This window comes from Pseudomonas cremoris (assembly GCF_014230465.1).
Genome location: NZ_JAAXCY010000010.1, coordinates 130877 through 143247, shown reverse-complemented (window position 1 = coordinate 143247; position 12371 = coordinate 130877). Strand labels below are relative to the sequence as shown.

Genomic DNA, 12371 nt, shown 5'->3' with positions numbered 1-12371 from the left:
GGTTACTTATGCAAGCCTTCAATTTCAGCACCACCGCCCACCTGATCTGCGCCAGCGGTGCTGCCGCCCAACTGGCCGAGCATTGCGCTGCGCGTGGCGCGCGCAATGTGCTGCTGGTGACCGACGCCGGTATCCTGCGGCATAACCTGCTGGATTCGGTGTTGCCCGGCTTTGCCGCCGCCGATATCAACCTGCAGGTCTACAGCGAAGTCCTCGCCGACCCCGCCGAAGAACTGGTGCTGGCAGCCACCGCCCAGGCCCGCGAAATGGCGGCCGACCTGATCGTCGGCTTCGGCGGCGGTAGTTCCATGGACACAGCCAAACTGGTGGCCTACCTTGCCCACCCCGGTCAGCGCCAAGGCTTGAGCGACATCTACGGCGTCAACCAGGCCAGCGGTACGCGCCTGCCGCTGATCCAGGTGCCGACCACGGCGGGCACTGGCTCGGAAGTCACGCCGATTTCCATCGTGACCACCGCCACCGGCAAGTCCGGTGTGGTGTCGCCGCAGTTGCTGCCCGACCTGGCGATTCTGGATGCACAACTGACCGTAGGCCTGCCCGGCCCGGTCACCGCCGCCACCGGTATCGACGCGATGGTGCACGCCATCGAGGCCTACACCAGCAAGCTGCGCAAAAACCCGATCTCGGACCTTCTCGCCCGTGAAGCCTTGCGCCTGCTCAGTGCCAACCTTGAGCTGGCAGTACGTGAGCCACAGAACCTGGAGGCACGCCAAGCCATGCTCCTAGGCGCGTGCCTGGCCGGCCAAGCCTTCGCCAACGCGCCGGTGGCGGCGGTGCATGCGCTGGCGTATCCGTTGGGGATTACGTTCCACTTGCCCCACGGGCTGTCCAACGCGTTGGTGCTCAACCCGGTGCTGGCGTTCAACTTGTCCCATGCCGGGGCGCTTTATGCGCAGCTTGCGCCGTGTGTATTAGGTGAGCGGTTGGAAGCGGGCGATGGCGCGGCGCAGTTCATCGCCGAGATGCAGCGCATCCACGCTGCTGTGGGCTTGCCGTTGCGTCTGCGCGATGCCGGGGTCACCCTCGAAAGCCTTCCGGAGTTGGCCCGCAGTGCGATGCAGCAACAGCGACTGCTGGTGAATAACCCGCGTGAAGTGAGTGAAGCGGACGCGTTGGCGATCTATACGGCTGCGTATTAAAGGGCGAACACTGTACCTGTGGGAGCGGGCTTGCTCGCGAATGCGGTGGGTCAGTCGAAATATCTTTGACTGATACACCGCTTTCGCGAGCAAGCCCGCTCCCACATTTTGATCGCCATGTATCAGGTGATTTGTGTTCGCCAACCCAGGCTATTTAGGGACGATCGCGCAACAGTGCGGCAATCATCTGCACCGGCGGCATATGCGCGGTCTGCGCCACCTGGTTGAGGCTGGCGCTGGCAGATTCCACCGCCCACCCATGTTGACGCATGCGCGCCACCAACTCATCCGGCGTGGCCTTGAACAGTGCGGCACTGTCGCTCAACGGCGCATTGCCCACCAGTTGCACTACCGCCACTGCCGGGTTGCCGGCTGACCGCGTGCTGAAATTGGCCACCACAAACGGCAGCGCCACCACCAGCGATAACACCAGCGGAATGAACAGCGTCTTGCGCTTGATATAGCCCATCAACGGGCCCCAGTTTTTCCACAGGTGCAGCGCAATCGGCACGAGCAAGACCATGCTCAGCCATTCATGCATGCTGTGGAACAGCCCGGAAGACCAGTGGAAGAACAGCGCGACACCGGAAATCGTCGAGACCAGGAAGAAGCCGGTGGTGAGGGGCGTTGCGTAGCGATGGATCAGGGTTTTCAAGGCGGGGGCGTCCAGGGTTGCGGGGTGGTTATTCAGGGTTTCGAGGGCGCGGGATGATAGCGTCGATGGGTGTAAAGGGTGTGTAAGCCAAGGTAAAGATCCAGGCTACATTTACCCATGGCGCAGGTGGTACCAACCCCTGTCCTTCTCGACGCGCAAAGGCACTTGATAAAGCTCGGACAGATAATGCGCGGTCAGCACTTCATCCTTGGGACCATCCACCAGGATATGGCCGTGTTGCAGCAAGATCACCCGGTCGATTTCCGGGATGATTTCATGCACATCATGGGTGGTGAGCATCACGCCACGGCTGGCCTGGCAAAAGTCGCGCATCAGGTTGAGCACGATTTTACTGGCGCCGACATCCAGGTGGTTGGTGGGTTCGTCAAAGATCAGCAGCTCAGGCCGGTGAATGAATGCCCGGGCCAGGATCAGCCGGCGCTGCTGCCCGGCCGACAAGCGCTGGAACATCATGTATTCGTAACCCGCCATGCCGACCAGCGCCAACATGGCCCGCGCGTGGGCGTATTGCTCGGGTGACGGAATGAAGCGTTCGTGGCAGCCGATTGAGCCAAACAGCCCTGACACCACCACGTCCAGGGCTTGGGTGAAGGGGGTGTAGTCTTCCTGGAATTCCTGAGACATGAAGCCGATGCGTTCGCGCAGTTCCCAGAGGGTGATGCGGTCGCTGCCGAACAGTTTGAATGAGCTGCCGGGTTGTTCGACGGGGTAGAGTTCGCGGGCGATGAGTTTGAGCAAGGTGCTTTTGCCTGCGCCGTTCGGGCCCAGTATCACGACGCGTTCGCCGGCTTTTATGCTGAGCGAGAAGTGGTCCAGTACTTGGGTTTGGTGCTGAAAGGCGCTGATGTTGCGAAGTTCGATCATGGGATGCACCTTCAATCCTGTGGCGAGGGAGCAGGCTCGCGCGGTGGCCTGATGGCTGGCCAGCTTTTGTCTGGGATGACACGGTCAAACGTAAGAAAACGCTCTTGCCCCACCACTCAGCACCTCGCTGCGGCCAGCGTGGTTGACGGAGCGCCTGAGATCAAAATCAAAAGCAGAGCAAGAGCGTTTGTTCTCACGCGCTGTGGGAGAACACCGATGCGAAGGTGCCAGACGGGGTTTCTTCCGTTGGGCGCTTCATACCGGCCATGCGGTGGTATTCGTTGAAAATCGCGTCCGCTTCGGCAAACGGCAGTACGTGCTCGATGTCATCGAAACGCTGGCCACCGGTGCGTTCTTCGACGATGCGACGTACGACTTCCGGGCCGTCGCCGCGGTTGGCCATGACGATGCGGTTGGCGGTTTCACGACGTTGCGCTTCGTAGTGTTTCAGCGCTTCGACCGGGTCGGCGATGGTCGCCAAGGCGTCGGCGATGACCTTGGCATCCACCAGTGCCTGGCACGCGCCGTTGCCGCCGCGTGGGTACATGGCGTGGGCGGCATCGCCCATCAAGGTGACGCGGCCGAACGACCACTGTGGCAAGGGGTCGTGGTCCACCAACGGGAACAGGTAGACCTCACGGGCGTTGCGCAGCATTTCGCCGACATCAATGAAGTCCAGCTCGCACTCGTCGAACATGTGCGCGATCTCGGCCACATCGGCTTCCTGGTTCCAGTCTTCCATGCTTTCCGGGCGCCCGTTCTGCTCCACCACCCAGTTGACCAGGGTGAGGCCGCTGTCGTCGGCGTGGTCGAGGATCGGGTAGACGATCAGGCTGCCCTTGCTCGGTGCACCGATGTGCAGGATGGTGCCACCTTGTTTGAACGGCTTCATCAACGTCACACCGCGCCACAGGGTGATGCCCGAGTAATGCGGCTCGGTTTTGTCGGGGAAGATCTGGTTGCGTATCGCCGACTTGATACCGTCACCGGCAATAGCAATGTCGGCGCGTACTTCGATGGGCAGGCTCATGGCATCGTTGGTGGTGGAGGCAAAGCGCAGGGTCACGCCGGTATCGTCTTGGTCGAAGCCGGTACAACGCACGCCCATGACCACCGAATCCGCACCCAGGCGCTCGATCACCGCCTTGTACAAGATCATCTGCAAGATGCCCCGATGCACGAAGCGCTGGCCATGGGGATAGCCCATGTGCACGCCGCATTGCTCGGTGTAGATCTGCTGGCCATATTGGTTGAAGTAAGAGGACTCCACCGCATCCACCGAACGCGCATTGAGCTCGTCCAACAGCCCGACCTCAGTGATTTCACGGGTGCCATAGGGCTGGGTGACGATCCCTACACCCAGCGGCCGCAGTTCCGGGGCCGCTTCATACACACGCGGTTTGAAGCCTTGCTCGTGCAGGCGCAACGCGGTCATCAAGCCGCCGATACCCGCACCGACTATCGCGATATTCAACATCAGTTCTCTCCAGCCAATGGCGAGGTTGATACTGGCCAACCTCAATACTTTTCAGGGGTGGGCCAACCTCCTCAGGATGCGCCTGGGAAGCCAGCCCGGATAAATGAATCAGTGCCCGACCGCCACCACGCGCGCGCCATCGGACCATTTGGGCACGATGCCCCTGGCCAGGATCGGCAGGCGCACAACACACGCCAGCAACGCGATGAGGATCACGCCCTGCATCGAAATCGGCAGGTCCCCGCTCATCGCGGCAAAACAGACCGGCCCGCTGAGCAACACCCCCAGCAACGTCAACTGTGTCACCAGCCCGCTGGTGGCACCGATGCTGTTCGCCGACGGCGAAACATTGGGCACGAACGACCACATGCCGGTGAGAATGCCGCTGAAGAACATCAGCACCCACGAACAGGCAATCGAGGCACCGATGCCAATGGGCAAGGCATAGATGGCGAACGCTGGGACACCCGTGGCCACGATGGCGACCAGGCCGACCCGCACTGGCGAGAAGCCCAGGTTGAGCAACTTGCCAAACAGCAGGCAGCCCATGGCGTTGAGCACCATGGCGCCGATGTTCCAGGCGTTGATTGCCATCGGGTCGGCGCCGTAATGGCTTTGCAAGTAAGGCGCTAGCGTGGCAATCACGCCGACATGCAGGAACGCATCGCCGCCAATCGAGATGCCCAGCAGGTAAGGCCACGGCGAGCGCAGCACCGACATCAAGCCACTGGTGCGCGATGGTTGCTCCGACACCTTGGCCCGCGCCGGCACACCCACGAAGGCGATCAGGGCGACCACCACCGTGACCACGGCATGCCCGGTGAATGCAAAGCGCCAACTGCCAGCACTGGCGACCCAGCCGGCGGTCAGGAACGGAATGATGAAACTGACCGGCACAAACGTGGCCCACACGGCGATCGCCATGTGCCGCTGTTTTTCATGGGTAATGCGGATCAGCAAGGTAATCGCCGACACCGCCATCAACACATAGCCCAGGCCGGAAATACCGCGCCCCACCAACAAGGTCTGCAGGGTTGGCGCCGTCACCACTACACCATCGCCAATCACCAGCGCGACACTGCCGATCAGCAGCACCAACTTGTCACCAAAACGGTCCACCAGGTAACCCACCAGCAAGGCCCCCAGCACCACCATCACCGAAGGCAACGACATCACCAGGCCGATCACCGAAGGGCTGTCGGGATGAAACTCGCCCGCGATGGCATCCAGTTGTGGCACCGCCCCGCCCACGGTCATGGCCGCCAATACCCCGAGGCTATAAATTACGGCCACGCGAAAAACCACTGACTCAAACAACTTGTTCATGTATGACTCCAGGATAAAGTGCAGCGCAATAACATCTACCGCAGGCGGTAAACGATCAGAACATATGAATAAAGCGCAGATTCATATGAAACCCGGAGATGGTGTTTTTCTCAGTCACCGGTAGATAGACGTTACTCAGCAATACGTTATTACGATCAATCTGCCAGGCGCCGCCGGGGCCCATGGAAAAGTCCGTTGTGCGACTGTCCGTGGCGCGATGCCCGTTTTCCTTGTCTTCTGAAAGTTGCTGGAAGTAATAGCCATTGAGGCCCAACCGGACACTCGGCCAGAACTCATAAGAGGCGGTAAAATTGGCCCACAGCGCATCACCCGCTTTGAAGTCATCCACCCCAGGCGGTACCGCGTTCGGGTCGTTGTTGGTGAAGTTGTAGAGGTAGTTGATACGCGTCGACAGCTCGACTTTTGGCGTCGGCAAGTACGTCATGGCCCAGTACGGGTTGATCGAAGTAAACCCGGAACTGGCGTTGACTGCCTTGGCATTGTCGTAGCTGCCGGTGGGCGACAATACGTTCAAGGCAAAGCGCTGTACGAACACCGGGCGCCCGTCCTGCATCACCGGGTCCATCTGCAAGAACGCCCCCCAGGTGATATCGCCGAAGTTCACGCCTGGGTCATCCTTGAACTCCACCATGCTGCCGGCGTCTTCCCGGGCCTTGTTGTAAACCAATGGCACCAGGGCTTCGACACCGATATGCCCGTCAAACAACTTATACGGTGTGGTATAGGCCAAGTGCGAGATCAATACCGTGGAGTCCACGCGCGGATCATTGAAGATCGGCTTTTGATCACCGGCATGATCACTGATCTTATCAATGGCTTTATATTGCAGCAGTTCAATCATGGTGAAGCCCGGATCAAACCGACCAAAACCATCCATAAAACTGGTACCGCCCAAGTTAATCCCCACCGGCTCATAACTTGAAGCCTGTGCCGCCAAGGCAAATGCAGCCAACAGGGTGACGCTGGCAGGGCGCGCAAGGCGCACGGCCTGTTTCGACAAGGTATTCATTGTTATTGTCCTTAACGATCATTTTTATTATTGAGACAACGTTAACAGCACAACTTAAATAGCCAGTTCCCGAACAAACGAGACACTGCCCATTTTCTGATCGGCATCCACGATCAATGCCGCCAACCCTGCGGGATCGCGGGCAATGCCAAACGCCACGCCATCCGGGCGAACCAACACGGCGCCAGCCTCGAAGGAGGCAAGCCATTGCTGGATGAAACCGCCCTCTTCCGTGCAATACACCGCGTCGTTTTCGAAACCGCCCTGGCGCCTTTTGTCGAGGCACACCACGGCGCTGGCAAACAGGCAGGTGCTGTCGGCAAACAACGCGTTGGCCTGCTCAACCCAACGGCTGTCCCGGCACACCAGGTAAAACTGGCCACGGGTAACATCGTCCAGACGCGCCCGTGGCAACGCCGGCCCACTGACCCAGGGTTGGGGGAACAGTTGGCCGGCCCCGGCGCCCAACGTACCGTTGTCGTCGAAATGCAACAGGCCAGCGCTGAGCCCCGGAATAAAGGCCTGGCGCACGGTTTGTGCGACACCCGAATCCAGCTCCGCTTGCAGGCGCTGGTCGCGCAATCGGGCGGCGTCTTCATCCAGTTCGCCGATGATCAGCCCGAAGGACTTGGCGGTGGCGACCACCTGCTGCACGTGGGGGCGGCGTTCGGCGGTATAGCTGTCGAGCATCGCGGGATCGGCCAACCCACGGGACACCGCGTCGAGCTTCCAAGCTAGGTTATAGGCATCCCTGACCCCGGCACACAGGCCCTGGCCCATGAACGGCGGCATCTGGTGCGCAGCGTCCCCCAGCAAAAACACCCGGCGATCGCGCCATTGTTCGACCACCACCGCATGAAAGCGATAAATGGCCACACGCTGCACCTGCACCGACGCAGTATCGACAAACATCGACAGCACCGCGTCGAGGTGCGCCGGATCGTTGAACGACTCCGGTGATTCCCCCGGCAGCACCTTGATCTCCCAACGGCGCAACTGATCCGGCCCAACGATGTAAGTGCCCGGCCGCGATGGCCGGCAGTACTGCACGCAACGCTCGGGCAGCTCGATATCGCCGAGCAATTGCACGTCGACCACCACCCACCACTCATCAAAGTCCAGGTCGTGGATGGCCGCATTCATCTGTGTGCGAACCACACTGCGCGCACCGTCACAGGCCAGTAGATAGCGCCCGGCCAATGTCTGCGTTTGGCCGTTGCCATCAACGATATCCACTTCGACACGGTGTTCAGACTGGCGATACTCCACCAGGCTGTGGCCGAGGAGCACCTGCACATCGTTGAAGCGGGCAACGCCCTCGCGCAGCGTGGCTTCCAGCGCCGGCTGGTAAAACATATAGGTGGGCTCCCACCCCAACGGACCAGGTGCCGGCATCGGATAGAAACGCTTGATGACCTGCCCCTGCACCCCGACAAAATCGGTGCCGGGATGGGCGCAGGTGCTTTGCATGATTGCCTCGGCAAGACCCGCCGCCTGAAAGGCACGGGTTGCTTCGTGGTCGGCGGTGATTGCCCGTGGCTTGTCGAAAATGGCGTTCTCGCGCTCGATGACTGCCACGCGCATGCCCATGCTGCCCAGCAGGTTGGCCAGGGTGGCGCCGGTGGGGCCGTAGCCCGAGATGATTGCGTCGAATGTCTGCATGATGGTCGTCTTCTTGTTCAAGGCACTGGGGTCGTCAACGGGCTGTGAAAGCCGTCCCACACTCCGTCGTAGTCACCCTGGCGATGCTCGGCGTCGAGGGCCTGGCGGCTCAGGCGGAACACCCGCCGGCTTTCGAACATGAACGCCATGGTGTTATCCACCTTGTGCGGCACCAGCTCGGCGGTGCTGGCTTTTTCGAATGTCGCGACATCCGGGCCGTGGGGCAGCATGCAGTTGTGCAGGCTCACGCCGCCGGGCACGAAGCCTTCGGCCTTGGCGTCGTAGATGCCTTTGATCAGGCCCATCATTTCGCTCATCACGTTGCGGTGGAACCACGGCGGACGGAACGTATCCTCGGCCACCAGCCAGCGCGGCGGGAACACCACGAAGTCACAGTCGGCGGTACCGGGGTGCACCGAAGGAGCCGTCAGCACGGTGTAGATCGACGGGTCCGGGTGGTCGAACGAAATGCTGCCGATCACCATGAAGTGGGCCAGGTCGTATTTGCACGGCGCCAGGTTGCCGTGCCAGGCCACCACATTCAGCGGCGAATACTCCTGGGTAGCCTGCCAGAACTGGCCGAGGAACTTGCGCACCACGCGCACAGTGCGCGTACCCGCCTCATAGGCCGCGACCGGCACCAGGAAGTCCCGTGGGTTGGCCAGGCCGTTTGAGCCGATGGGGCCCAGCTCCGGCAGGCGGAACGGCAACCCATAGTTCTCGCAGAGATAGCCCGCCGCCGTGCCGTCCGGCAGATCGACGCGAAAGTGAATGCCACGGGGAATCAACGCGATCTCTCCGGGGACGATCTGCAGGGCCCCCATCTCGGTTTGGATCAGCAACCGGCCCTGTTGCGGCACGATCAGCAGCTCGCCATCGGCATTGAAGAAGTAGCGATCCTGCATGGACGCGTTAGCCCGGTACACATGCGCAACGATGCCGGATTGCTCATCCACATCACCATTGCCGCCGACCGTGGCAATGCCATCGATAAAATCGGTGCCAGGGGCCGGCTGCGGCCACGGGTCCCAGCGAAACCGATTGGCCGGCGTGGCCACGGCCTTGAACGGCGCCGACTCCCAACTGGCATGGGGCATCGGCTCAAACGCGCCGTGTACGGCTGAAGGCAACAGGCGGTAGACCCAGGTGCGGCGGTTTTCCGCGCGGGCCACGGTAAAGGCACTGCCGGAGATCAACTCGGCATACAACCCATGGGGCGCGTTTTGTGGCGAGTTACGGCCCTTGGGCAACGCGCCTTCCAGCGCCTCACTGGCAAACTGATTGCCGAAGCCGCTCATGTAGCTCAGAGGTGGTGTTGTCATTGTTATTCCACACGGTTCAAAGGAGTGGGAGTAAGCGGCCAACTCCCGACGAGCCGGCCGCCGCCATGACTCAGTGCTTGAAGGCTTGAACCTGCTGATCGATGGCACCGAAGATCGAACGGCCCGCCGCGTCGAACATCTCGACCCGTACGCGATCACCGAACTTGAAGAACGGCGTGCTCGCCTTGCCGGTGTTCACCACTTCCAGCGCGCGTTTTTCCGAGAGGCAGCAGAAGCCGCGGCTGCGGTCGTGGTTGGACACGGTGCCGGAGCCGATGATGGTGCCAGCGGTGAGCGTGCGGGTCTGGGTGGCGTGGGCGATCAGGCGGGAGAAGTCGAAGTAGTTATCGACCCCGGCCAGGGGTGCGCCGAGCAGTTCATCGTTCACATGCACGCTCAGCGCCAGGTCGACCTTGGCGCCGTCCCAGTGTGCCTCCAGCTCATCCGGCGTCACGGCCACTGGCGAGAACGCGGTCACGCCTTTGCCATTGAGGAAGCCGAAGCCTTTGTTCAACTCCGCCGGGATGATATGGCGCAGCGAGGTGTCGTTGACCAGCATCACCAGCTTGATGTGCTGCTTGGCTTGCTCGGGCGTGCAAAGCATCGGCACGTCATCGGTGATGATCGCCACTTCGGCTTCGAGGTCCACACCCCAGTCTTCACTGGCGACGATCACCGGGTCGCGGGGGCCGGTGAAGTAGTCGGAGCTGCCTTGGTACATCAAAGGCTCTTGCAGGAACGACTCCGGCATCTGCGCACCACGTGCCTTGCGCACCAGCTCGACGTGGCTGAGGTAGGCGCTGCCGTCCAACCATTGAAATGCCCGTGGCAGTGGTGATGCCACCTGGGTTTGGTCGAAGGCGAAACTGCCCGGCACGTCACCGGCATTGAGCGCATCGGAGAGTTCCTGCAAGCGCGGCTGTACCGACTGCCAGTGCTCGACCGCCCATTGCAGCGTGGGTGCGACATCAGCAGCAGAGACGGCGCGGGACAGATCGCGGGACACCACAATCAGCGCACCATCACGGTTTTCAGAGTTGAGCGAAGCCAGTTTCATACATGCATTCCGGTAGTCGAACGTTACGGTGATCACACACGGGGTGAGTGCGGTTGATCACTAACTTACGAGACAAAATGCGGCGCAGATACGGCTTTTCCGCCTGCCGGAAACGAGCATGCACGGCCCCTCGGGAACGGCCACGATGGCGCGGCGAAACCCTCCACCACAGGAAGACCCCATGCTGATCGAACACCGCACCTACCTGCTGCACCCCGGCAAAGTACCTGCCTATTTCAACCTGTACAGGGGCTGCGGCCTGCCCATCCAGCTGGAGTATTTACGCCAGCCATTGGGCTACTACACCACCGAGATCGGGCCGCTCAATCAGATCATTCACTTGTGGGGGTACAGCGACTTGAACGAACGCCAGCAAGCGCGCAGCCGGCTCAAGGCCGACCCGCGCTGGAACACCTATGTGGCGCAGTTGATGCCGTTGATCCAGCACCAGGAGAGCAAGATTCTCACGCCTGCGCCGTTCTACACGCCGCAGGCGGTCAGCTATCGAATGGACTAACGCGCGGTCGATCGAGCAGGCGCCGCCAGCTGCGTCCGCTCGACGTACCGACCCGCCGCGAAGCCCGCCAACAGCAATAAACCGCTGACCAGGGTGAACCCGGCACTGAACCACCAGAACCCGCCGGGGCTGGCCTCGGCGCCATGGGCCCAGCCGTGGAACAGCGCGAACACCGGCATGGCCAACACCAGCATCGCCCGACGCTGGGGTAGCAGCACACCCGCGCACAGCGCCAGCAGCGAAGCGAAGATCAGGCTTTGCACGCCCGTCACGTCGCCCAGCAAATACCCCAACAGCGCCCCGCCAACCATCGCCATCAAGGTGGCAGCAGGCACGGCGAGTGTGCGCCCGGACCAGCCTGCCAGCAGGCCAGTACCGAGCAGCATCAGCAGATGATCCAGGCCGGTCAAAGGATGCAACAGGCCGTCGCTCAATGGGCTGGTGCCATGCCCGGGATGGGCAAACACCGGCATGGCAATCAACAGCAGGACGAAGGTCACGATCTTTTTCATGGGACAGCTCCGAGTAAAGGGGCCGTGACCATAACGTGGCACAGGCAGCACGCCTGGGAGCGTTTCCATCTGGTGGAAACGATTTTTACCGGTGGAACAGCGCCGCGATGATTGCGTCGATAGCATCCAGTGTGGGCTGCTTATCTGGCAGGCAACCGGTGAGCAAGGCATCCATCAAGTGGTGCCCGATGGACGCGCCAAAGATCATCTCCACCAGCAGCAGGCTGTCCAGGTTCAGGTGGCGCCGCGCCGGGTCGATACGCTCCACGGCCGCAATCAATGAGGCACGACTGGCGCGTATACCCATCTCTTGGAAGCTTTCGGCAATCTTCCCGGGCCCGGCGCCCTCCGCAATCGCCAGGCGGCACAGGCGCAGGTGCTGCTCACTGAGCACCTGTTCGGCGATGCCCTGCAACTTGGCTCGCAGCGCTTCGACCGGGTCAGCAGCGACCGCTTCCACCGTCTGCTGCGGCCAGGCATAGGACGATGCGACGAGCGCTTCCATCAGCGCGTTCTTGTCGGCGAAGTACACGTAGAGGGTTTTTTTCGACATGCCGGCCCTGGCTGCGATCTCGGCCATGGTCACCTTTTCATAGGCATGCTCGGCCAACAGCTGTTCAACCGCCGCATAGATTTCTTGTTTGCGTTGCTCGGCCGGCATGGCCAAAGGACGTCCGGTACGTGCCATTGCGACCTCGTTGACTTAAGAAACCACAAGGTTCCATAATTAAAATCCCCGCCCATCCTAAAGACAAACCCGTCATGGGG

Annotated in this window: 12 protein-coding genes; 2 read left to right on the top strand and 10 right to left on the bottom strand. The window is 61.3% G+C overall.

Annotation, left to right across the window (positions count from 1 at the left end; translation table 11 throughout):
- The first annotated feature begins 8 nt into the window (after positions 1-8).
- Positions 9-1160, top strand: coding sequence for an iron-containing alcohol dehydrogenase (locus HF257_RS23795; RefSeq protein WP_185710159.1), 1152 nt, complete (start codon positions 9-11; stop codon positions 1158-1160).
- A 154-nt stretch (positions 1161-1314) separates the two neighbouring features.
- On the opposite strand, the gene HF257_RS23790 is transcribed toward HF257_RS23795, so the two are convergent.
- The 8 genes from HF257_RS23790 to HF257_RS23755 form a co-directional block, all read right to left on the bottom strand.
- Positions 1315-1815, bottom strand: coding sequence for a DUF4405 domain-containing protein (locus tag HF257_RS23790; protein ID WP_233081621.1), 501 nt, complete (start codon positions 1813-1815; stop codon positions 1315-1317).
- A gap of 111 nt (positions 1816-1926) precedes the next feature.
- Positions 1927-2700, bottom strand: a complete 774-nt coding sequence (locus tag HF257_RS23785) for an ABC transporter ATP-binding protein (protein WP_185710158.1) — start codon at positions 2698-2700, stop codon at positions 1927-1929.
- Between the two features lie 193 nt (positions 2701-2893).
- A complete protein-coding gene (locus tag HF257_RS23780) occupies positions 2894-4177 on the bottom strand; it encodes an FAD-dependent monooxygenase (RefSeq protein WP_185710157.1) in 1284 nt (427 codons plus the stop codon).
- Between the two features lie 108 nt (positions 4178-4285).
- Positions 4286-5503 carry an MFS transporter gene (locus tag HF257_RS23775; RefSeq protein WP_185710156.1) on the bottom strand — a complete coding sequence of 406 codons (1218 nt, stop codon included), beginning with the start codon at positions 5501-5503 and terminating at the stop codon, positions 4286-4288.
- Positions 5504-5558: 55 nt separating this feature from the next.
- On the bottom strand, positions 5559-6533 hold the full coding sequence (locus HF257_RS23770) for a SphA family protein (protein ID WP_185710155.1): 975 nt from the start codon (positions 6531-6533) through the stop codon (positions 5559-5561).
- Positions 6534-6587: 54 nt separating this feature from the next.
- On the bottom strand, positions 6588-8195 hold the full coding sequence (locus HF257_RS23765; protein WP_185710154.1) for a bifunctional 3-(3-hydroxy-phenyl)propionate/3-hydroxycinnamic acid hydroxylase: 1608 nt from the start codon (positions 8193-8195) through the stop codon (positions 6588-6590).
- Positions 8196-8212: 17 nt separating this feature from the next.
- Entirely contained in the window at positions 8213-9517 is a 1305-nt protein-coding gene (gene hmgA, locus HF257_RS23760; protein WP_185710153.1) for a homogentisate 1,2-dioxygenase, read from the bottom strand.
- Between the two features lie 70 nt (positions 9518-9587).
- A complete protein-coding gene (locus tag HF257_RS23755; RefSeq protein WP_185710152.1) occupies positions 9588-10574 on the bottom strand; it encodes a fumarylacetoacetate hydrolase family protein in 987 nt (328 codons plus the stop codon).
- A gap of 181 nt (positions 10575-10755) precedes the next feature.
- Between HF257_RS23755 and HF257_RS23750 the strand changes: the two genes are divergently transcribed.
- Complete coding sequence (locus HF257_RS23750; protein ID WP_185710151.1) at positions 10756-11091, top strand: NIPSNAP family protein; 336 nt, start codon at positions 10756-10758, stop codon at positions 11089-11091.
- Here HF257_RS23750 and HF257_RS23745 read toward each other — a convergent pair.
- Together HF257_RS23745 and HF257_RS23740 are read right to left on the bottom strand one after the other, a co-directional pair.
- Positions 11088-11603, bottom strand: coding sequence for a HupE/UreJ family protein (locus HF257_RS23745; RefSeq protein WP_185710150.1), 516 nt, complete (start codon positions 11601-11603; stop codon positions 11088-11090). The two genes, HF257_RS23750 and HF257_RS23745, sit on opposite strands and share 4 nt — an antisense overlap.
- 85 nt (positions 11604-11688) lie before the next feature.
- Complete coding sequence (locus HF257_RS23740) at positions 11689-12291, bottom strand: TetR/AcrR family transcriptional regulator (RefSeq protein ID WP_185710149.1); 603 nt, start codon at positions 12289-12291, stop codon at positions 11689-11691.
- Positions 12292-12371 lie beyond the last annotated feature (80 nt).

Bases quoted from the DNA above. Each gene is read 5' to 3' on its own strand.
- HF257_RS23780 (WP_185710157.1), bottom strand. From the start codon at position 4,177: ATGTTGAATATCGCGATAGTCGGTGCGGGTATCGGCGGCTTGATGACC.
- HF257_RS23775 (WP_185710156.1), bottom strand. From the start codon at position 5,503: ATGAACAAGTTGTTTGAGTCAGTGGTTTTTCGCGTGGCCGTAATTTAT.
- HF257_RS23740 (WP_185710149.1), bottom strand. From the start codon at position 12,291: ATGGCACGTACCGGACGTCCTTTGGCCATGCCGGCCGAGCAACGCAAA.
- HF257_RS23745 (WP_185710150.1), bottom strand. From the start codon at position 11,603: ATGAAAAAGATCGTGACCTTCGTCCTGCTGTTGATTGCCATGCCGGTG.
- HF257_RS23770 (WP_185710155.1), bottom strand. From the start codon at position 6,533: ATGAATACCTTGTCGAAACAGGCCGTGCGCCTTGCGCGCCCTGCCAGC.
- HF257_RS23795 (WP_185710159.1), top strand. From the start codon at position 9: ATGCAAGCCTTCAATTTCAGCACCACCGCCCACCTGATCTGCGCCAGC.
- HF257_RS23785 (WP_185710158.1), bottom strand. From the start codon at position 2,700: ATGATCGAACTTCGCAACATCAGCGCCTTTCAGCACCAAACCCAAGTA.
- HF257_RS23765 (WP_185710154.1), bottom strand. From the start codon at position 8,195: ATGCAGACATTCGACGCAATCATCTCGGGCTACGGCCCCACCGGCGCC.
- HF257_RS23750 (WP_185710151.1), top strand. From the start codon at position 10,756: ATGCTGATCGAACACCGCACCTACCTGCTGCACCCCGGCAAAGTACCT.
- hmgA (WP_185710153.1), bottom strand. From the start codon at position 9,517: ATGACAACACCACCTCTGAGCTACATGAGCGGCTTCGGCAATCAGTTT.
- HF257_RS23755 (WP_185710152.1), bottom strand. From the start codon at position 10,574: ATGAAACTGGCTTCGCTCAACTCTGAAAACCGTGATGGTGCGCTGATT.